The 25926-nt window shown below is 34.8% G+C and carries 24 protein-coding genes; 3 read left to right on the top strand and 21 right to left on the bottom strand.

What is annotated here, in order from left to right:
* Window positions 1-12 precede the first annotated feature (12 nt).
* Window positions 13-1902, bottom strand: coding sequence for a S9 family peptidase (locus GM921_RS14305; protein WP_182923311.1), 1890 nt, complete (start codon window positions 1900-1902; stop codon window positions 13-15).
* Between the two features lie 237 nt (window positions 1903-2139).
* Between GM921_RS14305 and GM921_RS14300 the strand changes: the two genes are divergently transcribed.
* Genes GM921_RS14300 through rfbC form a run of 3 tightly spaced genes read left to right on the top strand, consistent with a single transcriptional unit; the run spans window position 2140 to window position 4822 of the window.
* Window positions 2140-3948, top strand: a complete 1809-nt coding sequence (locus GM921_RS14300) for a tetratricopeptide repeat protein (protein ID WP_182923310.1) — start codon at window positions 2140-2142, stop codon at window positions 3946-3948.
* A gap of 15 nt (window positions 3949-3963) precedes the next feature.
* Complete coding sequence (locus GM921_RS14295; protein WP_182923309.1) at window positions 3964-4266, top strand: DUF4286 family protein; 303 nt, start codon at window positions 3964-3966, stop codon at window positions 4264-4266.
* Between the two features lies 1 nt (window position 4267).
* Window positions 4268-4822, top strand: a complete 555-nt coding sequence (gene rfbC, locus GM921_RS14290; RefSeq protein ID WP_182923308.1) for a dTDP-4-dehydrorhamnose 3,5-epimerase — start codon at window positions 4268-4270, stop codon at window positions 4820-4822.
* A gap of 190 nt (window positions 4823-5012) precedes the next feature.
* Here the strand turns inward: rfbC and GM921_RS14285 are convergent, their stop codons facing one another.
* The 20 genes from GM921_RS14285 to GM921_RS14190 all read right to left on the bottom strand — a co-directional run bounded on the left by GM921_RS14285 (window position 5013) and on the right by GM921_RS14190 (window position 25269).
* Entirely contained in the window at window positions 5013-5855 is an 843-nt protein-coding gene (locus GM921_RS14285; RefSeq protein WP_182923307.1) for an OmpA/MotB family protein, read from the bottom strand.
* A 2-nt stretch (window positions 5856-5857) separates the two neighbouring features.
* Complete coding sequence (locus GM921_RS14280; protein WP_182923306.1) at window positions 5858-6520, bottom strand: DUF2461 domain-containing protein; 663 nt, start codon at window positions 6518-6520, stop codon at window positions 5858-5860.
* Window positions 6517-6927: a DUF983 domain-containing protein gene (locus GM921_RS14275; RefSeq protein WP_182923305.1), complete on the bottom strand. Its 411-nt coding sequence runs from the start codon at window positions 6925-6927 to the stop codon at window positions 6517-6519. Before GM921_RS14275 ends, GM921_RS14280 begins: the two co-directional genes overlap by 4 nt.
* Window positions 6928-6953: 26 nt before the next feature.
* The gene (locus tag GM921_RS14270) at window positions 6954-7205 is read right to left on the bottom strand and encodes a hypothetical protein (protein ID WP_182923304.1); all 252 of its coding nucleotides are present in this window, start codon (window positions 7203-7205) and stop codon (window positions 6954-6956) included.
* 36 nt (window positions 7206-7241) lie between these two features.
* On the bottom strand, window positions 7242-7781 hold the full coding sequence (locus tag GM921_RS14265; protein WP_182923303.1) for a DUF420 domain-containing protein: 540 nt from the start codon (window positions 7779-7781) through the stop codon (window positions 7242-7244).
* Between the two features lie 147 nt (window positions 7782-7928).
* Window positions 7929-8633: an SCO family protein gene (locus GM921_RS14260; protein WP_182923302.1), complete on the bottom strand. Its 705-nt coding sequence runs from the start codon at window positions 8631-8633 to the stop codon at window positions 7929-7931.
* On the bottom strand, window positions 8633-8989 hold the full coding sequence (locus GM921_RS14255; RefSeq protein ID WP_182923301.1) for a cytochrome C oxidase subunit IV family protein: 357 nt from the start codon (window positions 8987-8989) through the stop codon (window positions 8633-8635). Before GM921_RS14255 ends, GM921_RS14260 begins: the two co-directional genes overlap by 1 nt.
* A 22-nt stretch (window positions 8990-9011) precedes the next feature.
* Window positions 9012-9719: a cytochrome c oxidase subunit 3 gene (locus tag GM921_RS14250; protein ID WP_182923300.1), complete on the bottom strand. Its 708-nt coding sequence runs from the start codon at window positions 9717-9719 to the stop codon at window positions 9012-9014.
* A 31-nt stretch (window positions 9720-9750) separates the two neighbouring features.
* Window positions 9751-10329, bottom strand: coding sequence for a cytochrome c oxidase subunit 3 (locus GM921_RS14245; RefSeq protein ID WP_182923299.1), 579 nt, complete (start codon window positions 10327-10329; stop codon window positions 9751-9753).
* A 10-nt stretch (window positions 10330-10339) separates the two neighbouring features.
* Window positions 10340-11245 carry a heme o synthase gene (gene cyoE, locus GM921_RS14240; protein WP_182923298.1) on the bottom strand — a complete coding sequence of 302 codons (906 nt, stop codon included), beginning with the start codon at window positions 11243-11245 and terminating at the stop codon, window positions 10340-10342.
* A gap of 1 nt (window position 11246) precedes the next feature.
* Window positions 11247-12308, bottom strand: coding sequence for a COX15/CtaA family protein (locus GM921_RS14235; protein WP_182923297.1), 1062 nt, complete (start codon window positions 12306-12308; stop codon window positions 11247-11249).
* 94 nt (window positions 12309-12402) lie between these two features.
* Window positions 12403-14292: a cytochrome c oxidase subunit I gene (locus GM921_RS14230; RefSeq protein ID WP_182923296.1), complete on the bottom strand. Its 1890-nt coding sequence runs from the start codon at window positions 14290-14292 to the stop codon at window positions 12403-12405.
* 21 nt (window positions 14293-14313) lie between these two features.
* Entirely contained in the window at window positions 14314-15546 is a 1233-nt protein-coding gene (locus tag GM921_RS14225) for a cytochrome c oxidase subunit II (RefSeq protein ID WP_182923295.1), read from the bottom strand.
* 63 nt (window positions 15547-15609) lie between these two features.
* Entirely contained in the window at window positions 15610-16833 is a 1224-nt protein-coding gene (locus tag GM921_RS14220) for a quinol:cytochrome C oxidoreductase (protein WP_182923294.1), read from the bottom strand.
* A gap of 15 nt (window positions 16834-16848) precedes the next feature.
* Window positions 16849-17457, bottom strand: a complete 609-nt coding sequence (locus tag GM921_RS14215; RefSeq protein WP_182923293.1) for a c-type cytochrome — start codon at window positions 17455-17457, stop codon at window positions 16849-16851.
* Window positions 17429-17965 (bottom strand): DUF3341 domain-containing protein, encoded by a 537-nt coding sequence (locus GM921_RS14210; protein ID WP_182923292.1) that lies wholly within the window; start codon window positions 17963-17965, stop codon window positions 17429-17431. Before GM921_RS14210 ends, GM921_RS14215 begins: the two co-directional genes overlap by 29 nt.
* Before the next feature lie 2 nt (window positions 17966-17967).
* On the bottom strand, window positions 17968-19440 hold the full coding sequence (gene nrfD / locus GM921_RS14205) for an NrfD/PsrC family molybdoenzyme membrane anchor subunit (protein WP_182923291.1): 1473 nt from the start codon (window positions 19438-19440) through the stop codon (window positions 17968-17970).
* A gap of 23 nt (window positions 19441-19463) precedes the next feature.
* Entirely contained in the window at window positions 19464-22523 is a 3060-nt protein-coding gene (locus tag GM921_RS14200; RefSeq protein ID WP_182923290.1) for a TAT-variant-translocated molybdopterin oxidoreductase, read from the bottom strand.
* Between the two features lie 48 nt (window positions 22524-22571).
* Window positions 22572-23861 carry a c-type cytochrome gene (locus GM921_RS14195; RefSeq protein WP_182923289.1) on the bottom strand — a complete coding sequence of 430 codons (1290 nt, stop codon included), beginning with the start codon at window positions 23859-23861 and terminating at the stop codon, window positions 22572-22574.
* Between the two features lie 427 nt (window positions 23862-24288).
* Entirely contained in the window at window positions 24289-25269 is a 981-nt protein-coding gene (locus GM921_RS14190; protein WP_182923288.1) for a deoxyhypusine synthase family protein, read from the bottom strand.
* Between the last annotated feature and the right edge of the window lie 657 nt (window positions 25270-25926).

Here is a 25926-nt window from a genome sequence, read left to right as displayed (position 1 = left end):
TGATTTAACGGGTTATTTCTTCTTCAAATTACTTTCTAAAAACTGCTCTAAAGCGGTGTAAACTTTCTGACGGCTTTCTTCGCGGTTCATAGCAAAAGGAGTTTCTTCCTTTTCAAAATAAGTAACTGGCGCATTACGCTTTTTCAATTCTTTAACGAATTGTATCGCATCACTTGAGTTAATGCGTGGGTCTTTAATATTTTGAGTAATAAAGATAGGAATATTAATTTTATCGGCATGAAACACTGGTGATGCTTGGCGCATATAATCTACATCCGTATCTGGATTGCCTAAAACATCGTAATACATTTGCAAATTCGATTTAAAGTACGGTGGAATTGATTTTAAATAACTGAATAAATTAAGTACGCCAGAATTTGATGCTGCACATTTATACAATTTCGGGCTTTTAATAGCACCATTTAAAGCGATATAACCTCCAAAACCACTACCATAAATTGCTATTTTTTGAGGATTAGCAATCTTTCTATTAATTAACCATTGTACGCCGTCATCAACATCGTCTTGTATTTTAGCACCCCATTGTTTAAATCCAGCAGCGTAAAAACTCTTTCCATAACCTGTAGATCCACGGTAATTTACTTGCAAAACCGCATAACCCCTATTCGCTAAAAATTGTACTTCAGCATTAAATCCCCAAGTATTACGTAGTCCAGGGCCATTATGTGGCATTACTACAACAGGCAGATCTTTAGCACTTGTATTTAAGGGCAATGTTAAATATCCGTTTATTTTCAACCCATCTCTAGCTATATAACTAATGGGTTTCATTTCGCACATTTGCTCTACATTAATTGCAGAATTAATATCGCTTAGTTTTTTTAACGTACCAGAATTAGCACTATATAAATAATAAGATCCAGGGTTTCTATCGGTAAATGTTCTAACTACAAATACATTTTCGTTTTTATCTCTATCAATTATTCGCGATTCTGTTTTTGGCAATAGTTTATCCAATTTTTGATAAAGAATCTTTGCATCATCATCCAAATAATGTTTTTCCTTTTTCCAGGTTTCATAAACTACATAAGCCATTTTGCCTTTTTGCCTAGAATATTGTGCATCAACAACATTTAAGGTATCGTTTGCAAAAAGTACACTTTTCTCTTTTCCCGTAGTACAATCTAATTCTATTAAGGCATTTTTATCTCTATTTACATTAGATATAGCGTAAATAATATTGGGTTTATCCTCAGAAAATGCAACTGGAAATAGCGTTGTTTTAAAGTTATTGGTAATAATTGGTTTTAATTCTTGCTCTTCATTTTCTCGATACAACAAGGTTTCATTTACGCCATCGCTTGAAACTGCCATGCGAAGTTTACCTCTCGAATCTGTCATCCAATTGGTAATATTACCTGGATTTTGGGCTGCCATCTCCATTTTTCCATCTCTAACATTTAAACGATAAACATCAGAAACAGTAGAATCTCTTCTATTAGAAAGCACCAACAAAAACTTATCTTCAATTAATTGATCTTCTAAAACTCTAATCCTGCTCTTTTCGTTACTTCCTAATTGTCTTTCTTTTGTACCTTCTTTATTAATAATAAAAAGGTCAGACTGAAAACGTTCCCCAGCTTTTTCTTTGTAATAAATTAACTCGTTATTACTTACCCACGAATAAAAATTGATATTTTTTTCATGTAAATGCGTCAGCTGAACCACTTTTCCTGTAGCAATATCTTCTACAAAAAGATTTTGCTTTTTGTCTTGTAACTTCAAGTAAGAAAGACTTTTACCATCGGGAGAAATACGATATGTAGCTTTATCTTGCGATTTAAAAAAATCATCAACAGGAATAATTGCAACCTTATTCTCCTGTTTACAGGCAAAAAAGAGTGCAACAAGCATTATCCAAACATATCTCTTCACAATCATCGTCATAGTTAAATCGTATACAAAAATAAGCAACCCTATTTGGCAAAGGCATTAAATAGTAATATTGTTACTTATCTCTAAACAGTGTTCCAAGTCTCAATGTAGCAACATTGCACTTTAATCAAATAAAATATGAGTAACATTTAGAATACGCTTTAACAATTTTCGTTATTTTAGCAAGCAAGCCTAAACTGTGTACTAAATACTTAAATTTAAACTACAAGTTTATCTATTTTAATGAAAAAATTTATCTTAATCTGCTTTTTAACTTGCTCTTATTTTTTATTGCATGCGCAAGATAATGTGGATGAGGCTTTGGCGTATCAGTATTACCAACAAGCAGAGTATGAGAAGGCGGCAGTTTTATTAGAGAAATTATTTAACACCACTAAAAACGATACTTACTTCGAGCTTTATTTTACTTCGCTCATTAAAATAAAAAAATATACTGAGGCAGAAAGCTTCCTTAAAAAACTGATTAAACAATATCCAACAAAAACACAATATACAGTTGCATTAGGTAGGGTTTATCAAGAAAATGGTCGCATAGTTGATGCCAACAAATTATTTCAGGATGCGATAAACAACACACCAAAAGACGAGTATAAATTTAGAGAATTAGCCAATAGTTTTTATCGTTTCGAAGCATATGATATGGCAATTGTAGCCTTTTTGCAAGGCAGAAAATTATTTGGTGATGAGCAAATGTTTGTTTATGAATTGCTGAGTATTTATCGATTTAAAAAAGATAAAAAAATGCTCATAGAGGAATATTTGAATGCTTTGCCTATCACTCCTCAATTATTACCACAAGCAGAAAACGTTTTATCCTCTGTGTTTGAAGACAATACTGATTATCAATTATTGCAAGCAGCTTTACTTAAAAAGATACAAAAAGATCCACAAACGGAAATTTATACAGAACTACTCACCTGGCAATATATCCAACAGCAAGATTACGAGATGGCATTAAGGCAATTAATTGCACAAGATAAACGTACCAAAGGTGATGGAACATTATTATTTAATACAGCTGATACTTTTACCGCAAACAAAGCATTTTCTACTGCCATAAAAGCGTACGAATATATTTTAACAAAAGGACCAGAGAACGAGCTATATGTGCAAGCTAAGATTGAACTTATTGATGCCAAATATGAATTAGCAGTTGCTGGAAAATTTGATAAACAGGCAATTCAGCTATTAGCTACTGAATACGAAGATGTTTTAACTAAATATGGTAAGATTCCACAAACACTTTTCGCTTTAAAAAAACTTGCGTATTTGCAAGCTTATTATTTAAATGATTTGAAGAAAGCAGAAGCCACTTTGGAAGAAGCTTTAAAAATTCAAGGGATTTCTAATGCTGATGTTGGTCAGGTAAAAATAGACTTAGGTGATATTTACATTTTAACCAAGCAACCATGGGAAGCAATTTTGGTTTATGAACAAGTGGCTAAGCAATTCGAAAATCAACCCATTGGTAATGAAGCCCGGTATCGCTCCGCAAGACTTAATTTTTATGTGGGCGATTTTGATTATGCTAAATCTCAAGCAGATGTTTTAAAAGCATCTACCACGCAGTTAATTGCAAACGATGCTCTGAATTTAAGTCTTTTATTATCAGATAATTTGCAAAGCAAGAATGATAGTTTAGCGCTAAAAATGTATGCTGATGCAGAAATGCTGCAGTTTATGAACCTTTCCGACCAAGCATTACGTAAATTAGATAGCATTGATATTACCTATCCGAACAACAGTTTAATAGATGATATTTTAATGGCAAAAGCTAAAATTTATATCAAAACTAGTGAGCTAAATAAAGCGGTTACTGTGCTAAAAGAATTAATTACAACTCAAAATAATAGCATTTGGATTGATGATGCCTTGTTTACACTGGCGGATATTTTAGAGAAAAAACTAAATAATCCCGATGAGGCTAAGAAATTGTATCAACAATTAATGAATGATTACCCAGGCAGTATGTTTAATGCAGAAGCGCGGAAACGTTTTAGAAATATCCGTGGTGATAATGTAGGCACTTAATTATATCTTTGTACCATGTTATTATATAATGTAACCGTAATTATAGAAGATGCAGCTGCAGAAGAGTGGTTGCAATGGATGTTAGAAATCCATATTCCTGAGGTAATGGCAACTGGAAAATTTGTTTCCAATCGTTTATTAAAGGTATTAGATTCGCCAAATGAGGGAGTAACGTATTGTACACAATATGTTGCAGAAACGCTGGAAGCTTATGAAGATTATCAGCAAAATTACGCCCCAACTTTGCAAACAGATTTGCAAAGTAAATTCGAAAATAGATTTGTTGCTTTTCGCACATTAATGGAATTTGTAGCCTAATATGAACATCATAGAAACCCCAATAAAAGACCTTCTTGTAATTGAACCGAAAATTTGGAAAGACCCACGCGGTTATTTTTACGAGAGTTATAGTGCAAAATCATTTTCGGAAGTAGGTATAAATGCTGTATTTGTGCAGGATAATCAATCCTTTTCTCAAAAAGGAACTTTACGCGGCTTACATGCGCAAGCACCTCCTTTTGCACAAGGCAAATTAGTTCGTGTACTGCAAGGAAGTGTATTAGATGTTGCTGTTGATATTCGTAAAAACTCAGCTACATACGGCGAGCATTTTGCACTAGAATTAAGTGGCGAAAATCATAAACAACTATGGATGCCCCCAGGCTTTTTACATGGATTTCTTACGTTAGAAGACAATACCATTTTCACGTATAAAGTAACTAATTACTACGATAAGAGTTCTGAAATCGGCATAATGTGGAACGACCCAACATTAAATATAAATTGGAGCGAGCAAGTTAATGCAAACGAATTTTTATTATCTGATAAAGATTTGGTTTTAGGTAATTTTAAAGATTTAAAAAGTCCTTTTTAAGCCTCCTTTGTCATTCAGAGCGCAGCGAAGAATTTTGCTCGTCATTCCCATGAAAATGGGAATCGTAATGCGGGAAAAAGCCTCCTATTGCTATTGTCATTCAGAGCGCAGCGAAGAATCTCTAGCTTGTTTAATAATAGATTCTTCGCTGCGCTCTGAATGACAAAACTAACTATGAATGATAAAACAATTATTGTTTTATCAAATTATACAATTCATCCAATTTAGGAGAAAGTACAATTTCTATTCTACGGTTTTTGCTACGACTTTCTGCTGTTGTATTTGGACCTAAAGGCTGAAACTCTCCTTTACCTGTTGCCGTCATTCTAACACTTTCTACTTTTTGCTCGTCTGTTAAAAACCGAACTACCGATGTAGATCTAAGCACACTTAAATCCCAGTTATCTTTAATTTGTCCAAGGTTAGTGATTTTTTGAGAATCGGTATGACCTTCTACCGCGATATTAATTTCTGGTTGTTGTTTTAATACGGTGGCTAATTGCGTTAACGCTTGTTTACCTTTTTCATCAATAATAATACTACCCGATGGGAATAATAATTTATCCGTTAACGAAACATATACTTTGCCATTTTTAATTTCAACTGTTAATCCGCTTTTAGTAAAGCCCAGCAATGCTTCTTGTAGTTTTGCTTTTAATTGGTTTGTGGCTTCATCGCGTTTGCGTAAAACTTCTTCTACTTCTTTTAAGCGCTGTTCACGTTTTTTTAAATCATCAGAAAGTTTATTAATCTCTGTAGAGCTATTGCTGCGTAACTTATTATAGTTGGCATCCATTTCACTGTATTGAGATTTTAAGTCGTTTAATTGCCCAGTTAAGTTTGTAGTATCCGTTTTTAAACGAGCAATTAACTGTTCTAAACTTTCGTTTTTAAGCTGAGATTCTGTCCAGCCAGTACTTAATGAATCTTGTTTTGACAATAAGGCTTTATATTTTTTAGGTGATAATATTACGCAAGAACTAATAGCGGTAACAAATAATACTAATATTGCAAGCAGGGCGATTTTTCTCATAATTATACTGTGGTGGCTTTTCTCAAAAATAGAACAAATGGTTGGATAGTTTTAAAAGCAGTTATTAACTTATCAACGATGGTAGGTTTAAAAAACTCTTCATCCGCTATTGAATAAATTGCAATAAAGCTTTTCAACTTTAATAATTCAATTTCTGGATGTGTAACTTCATATCCCTTTGGTGCTTTTTTCAGTTTATCTTCTTGACTAAGTCTATATGTATTTTTAAATTCTTTTGCATTGATAACGTCTAAAAATTCGGAAGTATTGTAATCAATTTCTTCTCTAATCATTTTTAATACGGAAGACTCTGGTTGCCAAAAGCCTACGCCGAAAAAAGAGTTTCCTGGTTGCAAATGAAGGTAATATGCGGCTGTATTTGGCCCATATCCTTTTACATCAAAAGCAATTCCGTAGTTCTTTTTATAAGGATCTTTGTTTTTGCTAAAACGTACATCGCGATAGATACGCATTAATGCTTTTTTAGGCTCTGTATCTGCAGAAAACTGTGGATCAATTGCAGCAAGCTCTTTTATCAGCTGCGCTATGAATGGAAATAAATCTGCTTTTGCTTCCTCATACAAATACTTGTTTTCTGCAAACCATTCGCGGTTATTATTTTTGGAAAGTTCAGTTAAAAAGGATAAGGTTTTAGGTTTAATCATGGCTTATCAAAATTTGCATTGTACTTAATTTTAGGCGATAGCAAATGCAGTAAAATTATACGTGAATATCGATAATTTAAGGGAGATAAAAAAAGTGAACCTAAAAAAATGACACCTACATACAGCCACAATGAGTCGAAATCTAATCTTCCATCAGAGAGATAATAAGTGGCAAAACCCATAGTAATCATTTCTACCATATTCATGGCATAACTCACGTACATGGCTGCATAAAAATAGCCCGGTTCTATTTCAAACCGTTGCCCGCAATGAGCACATTTGTAATTGGTGCGTTGAATATTGAAACCGTAAATACTTCCTGTAAATATTGCTCCTCTTCTACAATGCGGGCATTTTCCTTTTAGAAGCGCATAGAGTTTAGGTGTTTTCTTTGTAGAATGACCCATGGCAGCAAAAGCTTGATGAAGAAAAATTAGTTAGTTATCGGTGCAGATGCAACTTTCTTACGGTAATTTCTATACCACAAAACACCAATTCCTGTCATTAAAATATAAGGAATTACTAAAAGATAAATGATGCCAGAATTAAGCCCTTTTCCTTGTGTATTCCCATTTTTAGTGCTCTGTTCGGCATTAATGGTGCACATAGAACATTGTGCTTTTACCGCTGGGCTAAATGAAAAGCTTAACAGGATAATAAATAGAAAAACTATACCTTTTTTCATGGCAACAAATATACCCATTAAAAAATAAAACTGCTTTTAAAAATTATAATATGGCGATATCATGAGATATACAATTACACCTGTTACTGCTACATACAACCACATTGGAAATGTGATTTTCGCAATTTTTTTATGCTTATCAAAACGTTGAGCTAAGGCTCTCACATACGTTACCAATACAAACGGGATAATGATAACCGATAAACAGATGTGTGTTATTAAAATGAAATAGTAAATGTATTTGATAGCACCTTCACCGCCAAATTTAGTAGAATCTGATGTCATGTGGTAAGCAACATACATCCCTAAAAACAAAACAGAAAGACATATTGCAAACTTCATTAGGTTTTCGTGCAGCTTTCGTTTGCCATTCTTAATAGCCAAAACTGCAAGAACTAATACAACTGCAGTTATCCCATTAATGGTTGCATAAATTGGTGGTAAAAAAGAAAGTGGTTGTACATCATAACCTAGCTTTCTTAAATTAATGCCAAAAAGCAAGGCAACAACTAGTGGTATTGCTACAGATAATACAATTATCCATTTATTATATTTTTGTTCTACTGAGGTATTCATATTAATTGTCCTAACTTGTTTAGCCAAATTTCATTGACTATTGACTATTGACTATTGACTATTGACTATTGACTATTGACTATTGACTATTGACTATTGACTATTGACTATTGACTATTGACTATTGACTATTGACTATTGACTAATCTATCGTCCATCTTTCATGTTCCTTAACTCTTCAGCAATCAAAACTTTAATTTCATCGTCTAGTTTAGATATTGCTTCTTGATTTGTGGCTTCGTAATACCCTCTTATTCTATGCTGTGGATCTAACAAAACAAACATATTGCTAAACGTAAATTTAGTTTGTCCGTTTTCTGTTGATTTCAATGCATCTAATAATAATCCCTTTTTGATGAATTGATTAATTACTGTGCTATCGCCTGTCAACAAATCCCATTTACCCGCTTTAGCTTTTAGCTTATCTGCATAATCTGCTAAAACAGCTGGTTGGTCATGTTCAGAATCCATAGTTAAACCTATAAAATGGACCATGGTATTTTTTACGTACTCCTTATTCAGAACTCCCAATGCTTTATTAGCAACATCAATTCCGTAATTTCCTCCGCTAGTATAAAACAGATGAGCAAGGATAATTTTACCCTCGTAATTTTTCCAGCTTACTGTATCAGACTTTTGGTTAACTAACTTAAAGTCTTCCACTTTGTGATAAATGGTATCTGGTATTTGCTTACCTCTTACCGAATGAAAGGTTGATGCAACTTGTTTTGCACCATAAATAGCTAAGGGTTTATATCTGTTTTTTCCCTTTTCCTGAAGTAAATAATATAAAAATCCCGGTACCGCTAATATGGTGACCAGGATTAATATTTTTTTTATGGGATAATTCATTAAACCTTTGGCATGTGAACGTGAAGATAACCACCTTCAATAAGCATTAACGTAATGAAATAAATAATAAATATAAAGGAAACCGTAAGCGCTAATTGTAGTCCTCGTTTTTCGAACTTTAAGTGCATAAAGTAAGCTACAATGTAAAATGCTTTAATTAAGGTTAAGCCGATATAAATATAATTACCTGTATGTTGTGTAAGGTGGCCTTGAGGAATTGCCCACAAAGCGATGATAAACTCAATCACAGTAATCAGTAGTAAAATACCGAAAACTTTCCAGATCTTTTTCTTCGTCATTCCTTCATGCTCGCCGTGTGCATGTTCATCAGTAGTATGTATGTGTTGTTCTGACATAATATTTTTTTTAAAAGAGTAATTAAACTAGATAGAAGAATGTAAATACAAACACCCAAACTAAATCTACAAAGTGCCAATATAAACCTACTTTTTCCACCATTAAATAATGACCACGTTTCTCGAAAGTTCCGTTAATTGTCATACATAAAATGATGATATTGATAACCACACCACTAAATACGTGGAAACCGTGGAAACCAGTAATAGTAAAGAATAAGTTTGCAAATTGTTGTGCAGCAACTGTAGAAACAGGGCCGTTAAAGAAATGGGTTAACTCTTCTGCAGATGGAATAGTACCCCACCAAAAACCTTCATGGTGTAAGTGTGTCCATTCTATAGCCTGACAGCCTAAGAACATTAAACCACCAATAATAGTTGCAATCATCCATCCAATTACTTCTTTTTTTGCACGGCGATGACCAGCTTCTACCGCTAGTACCATGGTTACCGAACTCATAATCAAAATAAAAGTCATTAAACCCACAAATACAAGTGGAGCACCGTGATCGGTTATACCTGGAATAGATTGAAACACCTTGTCTGGTGCAGGCCAAGTAAACTTAGTAAAACGTTGCGCACCATAATAAACCAATAATGACGAGAATGTAAAGGCATCTGATAATAAGAAAAACCACATCATTATTTTACCATATTCTACGTTCCAGGGAGAATGTCCGCCAGCCCATGGAGTGGTTTTAACTTGGTCTAATTTCGATAATGAATCCATTTAGTAATAGTATAATAGTTTGTTAAAAAATCTAACTGTTCAAAAGTAAAAAAACATACAGATATATCCATAATATATCTATAAAATGCCAAAAAATAGAGGTAATTTCTTGACGATAAACGGCTTTCTCTAATGGAATCTCTTTATAAGAACCAATTAAAGTATTTAAGATAAAGCAAATACCTGCAAAAATGTGTAATAAGTGGAAACCCGATACAATATAAATTAAAGATATTGCCGCATTATTATTGATTAAAACCGCTCCACTACGGTATAATCCTGTCCAGCCTTGAAATTGCAAATAGGCGAAAATTAAGCCTAATGCTAGAGTAATCCATAAAAATAATTGCTGCGATTTTTTATTCCCATTTCTCAACGCTCTTGAAGCTAAGAAAAGAGTAACGCTGCTTGCAACTAAAACTGCGGTGCTATACATAAAAGCATCTGGCAATACTAAGCCATGACCTTTTCCTTTAGATGCTGCGAACACGATATAATAACTTGTCCAACCACCAAACATAATGGTAGATGAAACTACAAATAACCACACCACAAACTTTTTGGGTTTAGCATCAAACTTAAATTCTTTTTGTTGCAAAGTATGCACCATTTTAATATTGTTAAACTATCAAATTAAATAATAAAACCACTTGTACCAAGGGGATGTAAAAAAACGAGCAGAACATCACTTTTCTTGCGCTCGGCAAATCCATTTTCACCATCATTTGGTAGGCAAAATAGCTAAACACAAGTCCAGCTAGTATAGATACTCCAGCTATATAATATCCGCCAAAACCGTAAAAAGTTGGCAATAAACTTACTGGTATCAAAATCAATGTACTCACAAAAGTAAATACAGCACTTGTTCTATCTCTTTTTTTGGTTGGTAATAATCTAAAACCAGCTTTTTTATAATCATCATCTAATACCCAAGCAATAGCCCAAAAGTGAGGGAATTGCCATACAAATTGGATTAAAAATAGAATTAATGCAATCTGATAATCAACAGGAACATATCCCACTTCAGATTGTCCTCCAATAGCAGCAATATAGCCGATAAGTGGTGGCAAAGCACCCGGAATTGCTCCCACAAATACAGCAATTGGCGATTTTCTTTTTAATGGCGTATAAGCAAAGGCGTATAATAAAATAGAGAAAACAGAAAGTATACCTGTTTCTGGATTCAATTTCACCAATAACGAAGTACCCGCCATTCCCATAATTAAACCAAGTACCAAGCCTTGTCCTGTTGTCATTCTACCAGCTGGCATTGGTCTATCTTTGGTTCTGGTCATCAACTTATCCAAATCCTTTTCAATAATTTCATTGAAACAATTTGCAGCAGCTGTAACTAGAAATCCACCCACAATTAAAATCAGCCAATTAGTCCAGTTAATCCCTGGTGCTATGCCTCTATCAATCTGAATTTTAGAACCAATTAAAAACGTAACCGATGCAGAAAACACTACCAAAAAGGTAAGTCTGAATTTGATTAGTTTCGAGAAGTCTGAAAAAAATTGTTTCAATTTAATTGGGTTTATAAGTAGCTGTACGGTAAACTAATAGGTATAAATAATATTGTAGGCTAAATAATATCGTGGCAAATAAAATATGTATCGCTTGTGCGTATGGCGGTAATGATAAATACGACAGTAAAAAGCCTGAAGCAACTTGTACTACCAATGTTATCATGATGTAATTAGCAGTTAATAAAGGCCAACCTTTACCACTAAAACGATCTATCACCATTTTGTACACTATAAAATTGCAAATGGTTACCAAAATTGCTAAATCCCTATGGTAAGAAAATATAGAACCAACCTTACTAACCCAAGTATTTCGCCCATTAAATTGCAGTGATTTGGCAACTACATCTACGCTTTCACGCACTTCTGTACCTAATATAATTTGTACAATGGTGATGATAATGGTAAAAGCCAAAAATCCTTTTAGCCATAAAATACGGTACATGATTACACTGCGTTCTTTGTGCAGCATTTTAGCATAATTATAGGTATAAATTAAAATACCCAAAATTACCAAGGCCAATAACATGTGTACCGTTACCACCCACTGTGTTAAATTCGTTGATACTACAATGGCGCCTAACCATCCTTGAAAACCAATAAGTAATAGATTCAGAACACTTAATACGATAATCCTTTTAGCTGATTTCTTAAACGCAAATGAATAAAAAACCAATAGAACCAAACAAAAACCTGCGGCTACACCTACTAATCTATTTCCATATTCCGTCCAAGTATTTGCAACATTAAAAGCTTCAGGTTGTGCAATGGAAGCATCATGTCTAATACTATCTGCTAAATCAGCCTTGCCTAGTTTTTCTAAGGTCTTAGCAAACCGTTCGTTTTTAGCTAAGCGTTGCGCTACAAATTTTTCTTTGTAATTAGCTGGTAATTGTGATGCAGAAGTCGGCGGGATATACTGATCAAAACACTTTGGCCAATCAGGACAACCCATACCAGAACCAGTACTGCGAACAATTCCTCCAGCCAAAATGACCATTAGTGTTACAACAATACTAATAAAGTTTAATCTAATAAATCTATTTTCAGATTTAGCAATCATTTGATGTGTGATAGATTAAAAAAATAAGGTATCTGTTGCAAGTTAATTACTTCAGCAGATACCTTATCTATATTATTATACAGAATAATACCTGCTATTCTGTGTCTTTGGCGGGTTTGTTATTAAATTCCCAATCTGCCTGAATTTTTTCAGCTTCTGTGTTTCCTTCAAAATCATGTGGCAAGTTAGAGCTCATGGTTTGAGAGAAAGGAATAGTTTGCGGAATAAAATCTTCCTCAGCACCTGGTTTGCTATAATCATATGGCCAACGGTATACTGTTGGAATTTCACCTGGCCAGTTACCATGTAAACGCTCAACTGGAGCAGTCCATTCTAATGTATTTGCACCCCAAGGGTTTTGAGTTGATTTTTTACCTTTAAATATCGAATAGAAGAAGTTAAACAAGAATGCTACTTGAGCTAAACCAGCTATAATTGCCGACCAAGTTACCAATACATTCACGGTTAACCATTTTTGCATAAACTCAAATTCTGTAAATGCGTAATAACGACGAGGTACACCATCTAAACCTAAAAAGTGCAGTGGGAAGAATACTAAGTATGCACAAGTAAACGTAATCCAGAAGTGTAAATAACCTAATTTTTTATCCATTAAGCGACCAAACATTCTTGGGAACCAGTGATAAACACCTGCAAGCATACCAAATATTGCAGCAGAACCCATTACCAAGTGGAAGTGAGCTACTACGAAATACGTATCGTGTAAGTTAATATCTAACGCTGCATTACCTAACCAAATACCAGTTAAACCACCAGAGATAAAGAATGAAACCATACCGATAGCAAATAACATTCCTGGCGTAAATCTAATATTACCTCTCCACAACGTGGCTAACCAGTTAAATGTTTTTACTGCAGATGGAACCGCAATAATCAAGGTAGTGATCATAAATACCCCACCTAGTAACGGATTCATACCTGTTACAAACATGTGGTGACCCCAAACGATAAATGATAATATTGTGATACCAATTAATGAATAAATCATGGCATGGTAACCGAAAATTGGTTTTCTAGAGTTTACAGAAATAATTTCTGATGAAATACCCATTGCCGGCATAATTACAATATATACCTCTGGGTGACCTAAGAACCAGAATAAATGCTGCCATAAAATTGGCGAACCACCTTCGTTAGGTAAAATTTGTGTACCTATTACAATGTCTGATAGATAGAAACTTGTACCAAAACTACGGTCGAATACTAATAATACTACACCCGCAACTAATACAGGGAATGATAATATACCTAAGACTGCGGTTAAGAAGAACGCCCAAATTGTTAAAGGCATTTTCCAAAGATCCATTCCTTTGGTACGCATGTTTAAGATTGTACTAACATAGTTAATACCACCCATTAATGATGACGCTACGAAAAGCACCATACTAATTAACCACATCGTCATACCTAATCCAGAACCCGGGATTGCTTTTGGAACAGCCGATAAAGGCGGATATACCGTCCAACCAGCACTTGCAGGACCTGTTTGTATAAAGAATGAACCCATCATAATTACACAAGCAGTAAAGAAGAACCAGTAAGAAAGCATGTTTAAGAATGGCGATGCCATATCTCTTGCTCCCACCTGCAATGGAATTAATAAGTTACTAAACGTTCCACTTAAACCTGCGGTTAGTACAAAGAATACCATAATGGTACCATGTATTGTAACTAGCGCCAAGTAAAAATCTGGTCTAATTCTGCCACCAGCTGCCCATTTACCTAAAAATGTTTCTAAAATAGGGAAGCTTTTATCTGGCCATGCTAATTGTAATCTAAATAAAATAGATAAACCCATAGCAATAACTGCCATAATAATACCAGTTATTAAAAACTGCTTGGCAATCATTTTATGATCTTGACTAAAAACGTATTTAGTTAAGAACGTATCTTGGTGATGCTCATGACCGTGATCATCATGATTATCGTGGTGGTGTGTATCTTGTAGTGATATAGTTGACATAATAAGGGCTCTCCAGTATTATTATTTTTTTAAAGCTAATTGATTTGTTTTTGCAGTAGTATCTTTTGCTGTAGTATCAGCTGCTGCTGGTTTTGCAGCCGGATCAGCAAGTAAAGGTAATTTAAAGGTCTTTCTCAAATCGTTAGTTAAATAAGTTGCTTGTTTAACCACCCATTCATCATATTCCTTTTGCGAAACAACTCTAACTGGTTTTTGCATGTTAAAGTGGTTAGTACCGCAAATTTTTGCGCAAAGCAATAGATATTTGAAATTAGGGTCGTTAGTTTTAGCCTTCATTTCATCAGTAGTAATGGTAGGCGTAAACTCAAAATAAGAAGTCATACCAGGTACAGTATTTAATTGTACTCTAAAATGAGGTAAGTAAAAACTATGTATAACGTCTTTACTTGTTAAAATAAAACGAACTGGTTTGTTTACTGGAAGTACAATTTCATCAGCAACTTGATCATCTAAGTTGTGTTTATCATTAAAATCGATACCTAAAGCATTTATTGCGGTAATTAGTTTATAGTTCTTTAAACCAACTATACCATCTGCTCCCGGATAACGAACATCCCATTGAAACTGAGAAGAAGTTACTTCAATACTCAATGGTTTATGGTTAGGGTCTTCAATTTTATAGAAAATCGATCTCCAAGTAATAAAGCCCATTAATACTAAAATGGTTAAAACAAATGCAGGAATAACCGTCCAAATACGTTCTAAAACATTGTTGTGTGGATAGTAATATGCTTTTTTATCTTTTTGATGTCTATATAAGTAAGCAAAACCAAATAATACAATGTGCGTAGCAATAAATACAATGGTGGTAATAATTAATGTGATGTTAAACATTTCATCAATTTTCTTACCATGCTCAGATGCAGCATCAGGTAAAATCATGTTTCCATGAACTGTATATTCCCAATATACACCGTATAAACCTACTAGTAGAAATACTATGAATATAATTCCGTTAACTAAATCCCAGTTAATTCCTTCAGATTTACCTTCACTCTCACGAGTTAATTCATAAACCTTCATTGCTTTACCAACTATCGCGATGAATAAGCACAATAGCAAGAATAACAATACATAGAATAACGTTGACTTATAGATCGGACCCATATCTACAGGTTTAGCTGTAGCGACTGCGGCGGCTTCTTGGGCAAAAGCACTGGTGCTTGCAAACGCAGTAAGAATTACCGCTAAAGCTGCCATTGTTTTAGTACTTATTAATTTTTTTAAACTCATTTTCTTAAAAGTAGTACGCTGTACTTTTATAATATTAATTTATATAATCCTAAACCCTATCTATTATAGATGGTGGTTTAAACTTTCTTGTAAAAACGGATGATTTTTAGCAATCAATGGTTTTTTACTTAGCGAAGTTAATACGGTAAATGTAAATAAACCTAAGAAACCTAAAGCTGTTCCTATTTCTATAATTCCAAATCCACTTCCACTTTTTGGTCCAAACTCAAATACACCTGGCATAATCATTTGGTAATAATCTACCCAGTGTCCACAAAGAACCACAATAGATACTCCCAATAATACATTCTCACTTCTCTTGTTATCACGATCCATTAATAATAACAATGGAGAAAGGAAGTTCAATATTAAATTGATATAGAACCAAGATTCATAGTTATTAAAACGTTTGTAGAAGTATACGGTCTCTTCAGACATGTTTGCATAGTAGATCAATAAGAATTGAGCAAACCATACATACGTCCAGAAAATAGAGAAACCGAAAATAAACTGACCTAAGTTATGTAAGTGGCTATTGTTAACCCAACTCATGTAACCAGCTTTCTTTAATAAAATGATGATTACAGCAATGGTAGCTAAACTACTCACCCACATTGCAGCAAAGTTATACCAACCAAACATAGTTGAAAACCAATGTGCTTCTAATGACATGATCGTATCAAAAGCAAATATTGGTGTAGTAAAACCATATATTACTAAAAATACACATGAGTATTTAAAGCTTTTACGGTATGAATTTAATCCACCTTCTAAATCTTCATTGTTAGACCATTTTGATAAAAGCACAGCAAAAATGCTATACACTCCTAAAAAGATAACCTGTCTTGCCATGAAAAAAGGCACATTTAAGAATGCCGATTTACCATCGATCAATTTATCGTAGTTAGCAGAATTTGGATCAGTAATACCTGGCGCATTCCAATGGTGATATAAATTATGTGTATATAAACCTAAGCCTACAACAACCAATAAGATAATCACAGCTAAAGGTAAAACCTTTGCCATTGCTTGCGGTACGCGAAGTATAGATGCAGACCAACCTGCTTGTGCAACGAACTGAACGGCTAAAAAGAAAGCCCCAGACATACATACACATGCAAAATAGTATGCCATTAGTAACAGGTTCGCGAAAGTACGCTCATGCGCATCAGTCATAAAACCAAAAGCAATCGCTCCAATACCCACAAGGATACCGATGATGCTCAGGATTTTTGCTTTTCCTGTAAACTCAAATTGTTCACTTAAATTATAATGATGAGTTCCCATTTAAATCTGCTTTTCTTATTTTATTTTTTGTAATTGTTGAACATACATCACTACTTTCCATCTTTCTGTTGGCGTAAGTTGTGAAGCATGAGATCCCATTGCATTTAAACCATACATAATAGTATGATAAATTTTACCAGCAGGCATTGTTGCCATTGCACCACCACGTGATGAAACTGCGTCAGCACCATGATAAGCTGGAACACCTGAAATACCTTTATCTAGTTTTACGATATGACCTTGACCATCTCCTTTATCTCCATGACAAGGAGCACAGAATACGGTAAAGAAGTGTTTACCTTCTAATAGGTTCTTTTCTGTTAAAGGTAACGGGTTCACTAATGCTGCAGAAGCTTCATAACCTTCTTTGGTATTAGCGTACTCATATCTTACAAATCCAATTGGATCTGTATTTGCTGGTGGAGTTTGTGCAGTTGCTCCATTTGCAAAGTTTTTGTTTGGTTGATCCTGATTGTAAGCAATCGGATCATACATGTTTCTTGCATACTCTAAGCCTGTGCTGCGTTTATCTCTACAAGCTGAAAGCATCACTACAGTAACAAGCACCATAAATGTGCCGTAAACTATACTCTTCTTATTCATAGCTAATATACTTCCTTTCATTATGCTTTACTTCTAAAGCACCAGCACCTTTTAATAGTTCGTCAATTTTAGTATGCTCTGTATTTTGTTTTGCATCAATTGCAATGATAAAACGATCATCAGTTGCACGTAAATCCATTACTCTTGGTGCTCTTCCCGGAAACAAGTGGGTAGATGCATAGTAAGATCCTACTAGGCCAAAAGCACAAAATAAAATCGTTAACTCAAAAGTTATTGGAATAAAATCTGGCAAAGCAAAGTGAGTTTTACCACCAATGTTTATTGGCCAATCTACTGTTGTAGCTAAATAAACTCCAGTTAGCATTGTCATTGTTCCGGTAATACCGAAAAAGAATGCAGCGATATCTAATCTAGATCTTTTAACTCCTAATTTGGCTTCAATGCCGTGTATAGGCATTGGCGTATAAACATCATGAATTTTGATGTTGTTCTCCTGTAATTTATCAATGCCATGCATCATTTCATCAGGATCGCCAAAACTGCCTAAAATATATTTGATATTACTCATTGTTATATTTTTGCGTATTCTTCTTGTTTAACACTATCAAATTTATCTAAAGACTCTATGTACTCAGCTACTTGTTCTTTATCCAAGTGACCGTCTTTGATTAATTCCATTTTAGATTGCTCACTCGCACTCTTCAGTAATAATTTTACCTCTGCTATCGCGATAGATGGCAATACTCTTAAGAATAATAAGAATAAGGTAAAGAATACTCCGATTGATCCTACAAATACACTTACATCAACCCATGTTGGATAAAACATTGCCCAACTTGATGGTAAATAATCACGGTGTAAAGAGGTTACAATAATTACGAAACGCTCAAACCACATACCGATGTTTACAACAATAGATAATATCCAAGTAGCTGCAATGCTGGTACGGATTTTTTTGAACCATAACAACTGCGGAGAGATTACGTTACACGTCATCATCATCCAATATGCCCACCAATAAGGACCAGTAGAACGGTTAATGAAGGCGTATTGCTCGTATTCTGAACCAGAATACCAAGCGATAAAGAACTCAGTTAAGTAAGCCACACCTACAATTGAACCTGTTAAGATGATAATCTTATTCATCGATTCGATGTGGAACATAGTGATATAATTCTCTAAACCTAATACTTTACGTGCAACCAATAATAAGGTTAACACCATCGCAAAGCCTGAGAAAATTGCCCCAGCCACAAAGTATGGAGGGAAAATGGTAGTATGCCATCCCGGAATTACCGAAGTTGCAAAGTCCATTGATACAATCGTGTGTACCGAAAGTACTAGTGGAGTTGAAATACCTGCTAAGATTAGAGATACGGCCTCAAAACGTTGCCAAGTTTTTACATTACCAGCCCAACCGAAAGAAAGGACAGTATATACTTTTTTACGCATACCTACTGCTCTATCTCTAATCGTCGCGATATCAGGCAATAAGCCTGTATACCAGAATAATAGTGATACTGAGAAATAAGTTGAGATTGCAAACATATCCCATACTAATGGCGAGTTAAAGTTTACCCAAAGTGAACCAAATTGATTTGGTAAAGGTAATACCCAATAAGCTAACCATGGTCTACCCATGTGAGATACTACGTATGTTGCGGCGCAGATAACGGCGAAAATAGTCATCGCCTCTGCAGAACGGTTAATAGAGTTACGCCAATTTTGACGGAAGAGTAGTAATACTGCAGAAATTAGCGTTCCTGCGTGACCAATACCTACCCACCATACGAAACCGGTGATATCCCAAGCCCATCCAACTGTTTTATTTAAACCCCATGATCCGATACCGAACCAAAAAGTATAACTCACGGCAACTACCCAAAGTGTAGCACCACAAAGTGCGATGATAAAGCCAATCCACCAAGCCCTGTTCGGCTTGTTTTCTACCGGTAGTAAAATATCATCCGTAATTTGAGCATACGTAATGTTTTTACCGGTAATTAATGGTTCTCTTAAAATTGATTCGTTATGTCCTGACATAATTTATATTGCTAAGTATGCGCTTACGCGTGTACTTCTTTAGTTTCTGAATCTATATTTCTAATTTTCGTCATATAACCAATACCTGGTTGTACGTTGATTTCTTCTAAAACGTAGTAGGTACGCTCACTACGCAATAATTTCGATACTTCTGAATTTGGATCGTTTTTATCGCCGAAGATAATCGCGTTAGCTGAACAAGCTTGTTGACAAGCCATTTTGATATCTCCGTCTTTTAGTGCACGTTTCTCCATTTTAGCTGTTAATTTACCAGCTTGGATACGTTGAATACACATAGAGCATTTTTCCATTACCCCACGAGAACGTGTAGTCACATCAGGATTTAATACTAATTGTGTAAACTCATTGTTTAAGTAGTTATCGAAACGTGAATCATTCCAGTAGTTAAACCAGTTGAAACGACGAACTTTGTATGGACAGTTGTTTGCGCAATAACGTGTACCTACGCAACGGTTATAAGCCATGTGGTTTAAACCATCTGATGAGTGTACAGTTGCTAATACCGGACAAACTGTTTCGCAAGGTGCGTGATCACAGTGTTGGCATAACATGGGTTGGTGAACAACTGAAACATTATCTAAATTGCTCATGTGAGCGATTTCTTTTTCTTCAGTTACATTCTCACCTGTTTTCTCATCGTTAAAGCTGTAATAACGATCGATACGCAACCAGTGCATTTCTCTACGTCTACGAACTTCATCTTTACCTACAACAGGAATATTATTTTCTACGTTACAAGCAACAATACAAGAACCACAACCAGTACAAGCATTCAAATCGATTGCCATTACCCAGTCATTACCTAATTTCTCGTATTTATCTGTTGTCCATAAATCGTAAACTTTATGTTTATGGTGATTACCAGATCCAGCAGCTGGGTCTTTTAAGTAATCTTTTAAACTCGCTTCGCGAATAATATTTCTACCTTCAAATGAATAGTGCGTTTGTGTTTGCGCTAACTCATCTGTTCTTCCAGTTCCTGATAACTTAACTACAGTAGCATATTTCAACGTACCGTTGTTAAAGCTTACAAAAGGGAAAGCGTTTTGACCAACGTTATTTCCAGCTTTACCAACTTTAGTACGGCCGTAACCTAAAGCTACAGAAGCAGTACCCATTGCCTGACCTGGCTGAATTAAAACAGGTAAATCAATTGATGTTCCTTTTTCATCCTTAATAGTAACAACATCAAATTCTTTGTAACCAGATGCTTCAGCTTGTTTCGGCGAAATAGCTAAATAGTTATCCCAAGTTACTTTAGAAACTGGATCAGGTAATTCTTGTAAGAATGCATTGTTAGCATGTTTACCATCACGCATCGGAATGCTTTCGTAAACATGTAATTCTAACGTATCTTTTCCATTTCCTTTAGCTAAAGCTTTACTGCTATTTGCAATTGAAGTAGCAACAGCATCTAAAGAAAGAGCGAATGTATAAGCGCCAGCAGGTTTTGCAGTTAAAGTAACTACTCCGCTTTGTAACACATCATTCCAAGTTTTGCCTGCAGCAGGTAAAACTGTAGCTTCCCAATTGTTACGTACATATTTGTAGTAATCTTGAACAGCTCCATCAGACCAAATTAATAAACTTTGTTCTGCTTGACGTGAGTTAAATACTGGGTTAATTGTTGGTTGTACTATAGAATAGAAACCTTCGTATGTATTTGCATCACCCCATGATTCTAAATAGTTAGGTGTAATAGCAACAGCATCACAAAGATCAGAAGTTTCATCAACTCTGTCTGAGAAAGAAACTTTTAAAGCTACTTTAGCTAATGCATCAGTAAATGCTTTTGAATTAGTTGCATCATAAACAGGGTTTGAATTTAAGAAGAATACCGCAGCAACTTCTCCTCTGTTCATTTCATTAATTAATTCTGCAAATTCTGCATCATTACCTTCGTAACGTTTATTCGAATTATCTAAATCGATAGTAGTACCATAACTGCCAATAGCAACGTTAATAGCATTTACTAAAGTTTGAGTAGAAACATCATTAGAACCAGAAACCACTAGAGATTTTCCTTTGTTCTGTAGTAATTCTTTAGCAACTAATTTTAAAGCTTTATCGGCATTAGTGTTGTTACCTAATGTGCCACCAGCTAAATTGCTGCCAGTAATTGCATTATATAAGGTAATTAATGCTGGTCCTTCTTCAGATAATTTAATCGGAATACGACTATCAGCGTTAGTACCAGTTAAGCTCATTCCGGTTTCAAACTGAAAATGGCGAGACATTTTACCTTTTTCTAACGATTTATGATTTCTGTTAGAAACATATTGAGCAGTAAATTCTTCTCCACTAATCCAAGTTCCTAAGAAATCGGCAGCAAAACTTACAATTAAGTCTGCTTTATCAAAGTTATATTTTGGCAATACTGCTTTACCAAAGCTATTTTCATTTGCTTTGATGATACCTGTATAAGATACAGCATCGTATTGTACATGTTTTGTAGTAGGATATTTAACCGCGAAATCTGCAACAACTGCTTTAGCCGATGGGCTATTTAAGCTAGATGAAACAATACGGATTTTTTTACCTGATGCTTGTGCTTTGTTTAATTCGCCTTTTACAAACTCGTCTAATTTACTCCAAGTTGTTTCTGCTTTTTTAAGCAAAGGCGCTTTTAATTTAGATACATCATACAAATCTAACACTGAAGCTTGCGCTTGTGCATCTGTACCTGTGCTAAATATACCAGCATTTGGGTTAACCTCTATTTTAATTGGTCTACCAACTACCGTTTTAACCAATACGCTTTGACCTTTAAAAGTCGAAACATAATAGTTAGGGATACCTGGCACAACCTCTTCCGGTCTAATTAAATAAGGAATTGATTTGTGTACAGGTGTTGTTTGACAAGCTGCTAAGGTTACTGCACCTAACCCAAAACCTAAGGCTTTTAAAAAGTCGCGGCGTGGGGTAACGGTACTTAATCCTGCTTCACTTAAAACATCTTCTATTGGAAGTGGCTCTGCAAATTCGTTTTTGTTGTTTTCAACAAAAGCGGGAGTGTTTTTAAGCTCCTCTAAGCCTTTCCAGTATTTTTTATTGCTTTCCATTTAAGCTCTATTACTGTTTATCGAACGTTCTTTACTAAACTCTATTAATTAATAATGGCATTTACCACACTCTAAACCACCTAACATGGCTGGAGTAATTTTTTCGCCTTTTTTAATTTTCTCATGCGCTGCAATGATGTTCGCATAGAAAGCATCATTTTTCTTACCAGAGATATCTGCATCCTTATGGCAATTGATACACCATTTCATGGTTAATGGAGAATACTGATAAATTTCTTCCATTGTATTTACTGGACCATGGCAAGCGAAACATACTGGATCTTTTGGATCAATACCTTTTTCTTTTCTGATTGCTGCTTCACCAACTACTACGTGTTGAGAGTGATTGAAGTAAGCAAAATCTGGCAAGTTGTGAACACGAACCCACTCAATTGGTTTTTCTTTAGCTTTATCGTACGTCTGTTTATCAGCATCGTAACCTAAAGCGTTGTATATTTTCTGAATTTCTGGAGAAATCTGTCCGTCTTCTGTTCTAGCTTGTACGTTTTTATGACAGTTCATACAAACGTTAAGCGAAGGAATAGTTGAGTTTTTTGATTTAAATGCACCAGAGTGACAATATTGACAATCGATTTGATTGATACCAGCGTGCAATTCGTGTGAGAATTTAATTGGTTGTACAGGTTGATAACCCGTATGTACACCCGTTTCCCACATACCCATCCAACCGAAAGAACCTAATACAATGATTAAGCACAATACGAAGAAAGCAACAAATTTCTTGTTTTTAAATAATCTTCTAACGCCTGTAGCTAATGATACACCTTCTTCTTCAACAATTGCGATACCTTGCTTTTGTAGAATTAAACGCTCTAACATTTTTACTGCACGGCCTAAAACAACCAATACAATAATAGATAGGATAATGATGGCGATTATACCAACAATAGAAAGACTTGAAGTACCTTCGTCTTTTACAGCAGCACCTGCTTCTGCAACTTTCTTAGGTTCTCCTACCTTAGCGTAAGCGATGATACTTTTAATTTGATCATCAGTTAATGTAGGGAAAGTTTTCATTTCTGAAGGTGAAAACTTAGAAGCTTCAATAGCTTGTTTATTACCAGAAGCGATCAAAGCAACGTTATTCTTAATCCACGGGATTAAAAACGCTTCATCAAGCTCGTTCACTTTTGCGGTTAACGCTGGACCTGTAATATCATGGTCAAGTGCGTGGCAAGAAGCACATTTATCTTTAAACAATGTTCTTCCCTCAACTACATCTTGCGCCTGAGTAACAGTTACAATTAAAAAAGATAAGGACGCAAAAACGAATGCTGACTTCCAAACTTTCTTAAAAATTAATGAGATATTCCTCATAATGAGTATTTTATGCTGTTTTTTGAAATTAATTTTAAATCTAGATGATGATTTGACTTAAGCCATTCAGAAAGATTTGAACAAAAGTAAAATTTATTAAGATACCAATGACATATTAATGACACTGAAATACAATTTATAATCATTCTAAATTATTAGATTTTCTGCTTTAAATGATAAAAAACCAGCAATTTTTAAAATACTGCTGATTCTCTTACGCTTATCTTTTTGAAAAAAATTTGGAAGTTAAACAATAAGCAAATATGGTGTTGATTTGCTTGCCGCAGATGCGCAGATTTTAATTTTTCATGTACGTGGATCATAATCGATTGTCATCCTGAGCTTGTCGAAGGGCTTATATAAAAATCTTCGACAAGCTCAGATTGACATGAATTTAATTCTTAATCTGCCAATCAGCGGCAAAAGCTTACATCTTCAATATCCAAGCAAAAATCAATGGCGCCACAATTGTAGCATCAGATTCTACAATAAATTTAGGTGTATGAATATCTAATTTACCCCAAGTGATTTTTTCATTTGGCACTGCACCAGAATAAGAACCATAAGAAGTCGTAGAATCAGATATCTGGCAGAAATAACTCCAGAAAGGAATATTTTCCATTTCCATATCTTGATATAACATAGGAACTACACAAATCGGGAAATCGCCAGCGATACCCCCACCAATTTGGAAAAAGCCAATTCCTTTACCAGCAGAGTTAGCAATATACCAATCTGCCAAATAACCCATATATTCAATACCACTTTTCATAGTAGTAGCTGTTAATTCTTTTTTCATCACATACGATGCGAAGATATTTCCCATTGTCGAATCTTCCCATCCCGGAACTACGATTGGCAAATTCTTTTCGGCCGCTGCCAACATCCATGAGTTTTTAGGATCAATTTCATAATATTGCTCCAAATCTCCACTTAACAGCATTTTATACATAAACTCATGCGGAAAATAACGCTCGCCTGCAGCATCTGCATCTTTCCAAATTTTGTGAATATGTTTTTGTAAACGACGGAAAGCTTCTTCTTCTGGAATACAGGTATCCGTTACACGGTTGTAATGGTTTTCTAACAAATCCCACTCGTCTTGCGGACTTAAATCGCGATAGTTTGGAACGCGTTTATAGTGAGAGTGTGCAACAAGGTTCATAATATCTTCCTCTAAGTTTGCACCAGTACACGAAATAATTGACACTTTATCTTGTCTAATCATTTCTGCCAAAGAAATACCCAATTCTGCTGTGCTCATTGCACCTGCAAGGGTAATCATCATTTTTCCACCTTCATCTAAATGGGTTTCATAACCTTTAGCTGCATCCATCATCGCCGCAGCGTTAAAATGAAGATAGTTAGTCTCCATAAATTTCGATATCGGTCCTCTTGTCGTACTCATTCGTATATTTTTTTGTTCGGATGCAAAAGTACATATTTCGAATGCAATCCGAAAGTTCATTGGTTATTAGTTCATTTGTTAACTGTTAATTGAAAAATGAGTTTGGGCGTTCGGGCGGGCTTTACATTACAATCTTTTTGCTTGTCCTTCGACTACGCTCAGGATGACAGCAAAAAGGATTTCCATTTCAATCCCTAACGCAAATTGCAATTGCAAAAAAGCATTTCGCCATACTTTGTCAATCTTTTACAGATTGACAAAGTTTATTACCTATAAATCGCTTCATTTATCAAGACCCCATCAATTGGTAATTGAAAGCGGAACAGCTTTGTATTATTAACTAATAGTTAATAACCATTTCGTTATTGTCATGATATCTGGATTATAATTGGATTGGAGTCTATTCGGACTTGCGTCGCACTTTGTTCGGATACAATTGTCATAAGTCCGAACCAACCCCGACCTAACTCCGAACTAAGTCCGAACTAACCCAGACTAAATGCGCCTTAACAGTTATCCATTTAATAGGTATTTGTGAATCTGGGATGAAAAATTACTGATGAGCAAGAATTAACTAATAGTTAATATTAGCGACTATCAAATTCACTATTAAACATTAAAAAGCATTTCAAAATTTATTAGCCTCAAATCGTTTCA

The organism is Pedobacter planticolens (assembly GCF_014172375.1).
Taxonomy (GTDB): Bacteria; Bacteroidota; Bacteroidia; order Sphingobacteriales; family Sphingobacteriaceae; genus Pedobacter; species Pedobacter planticolens.
Note: the sequence above shows the minus strand (reverse complement) of the source record. Positions and strands in the feature narration are given on the sequence as shown.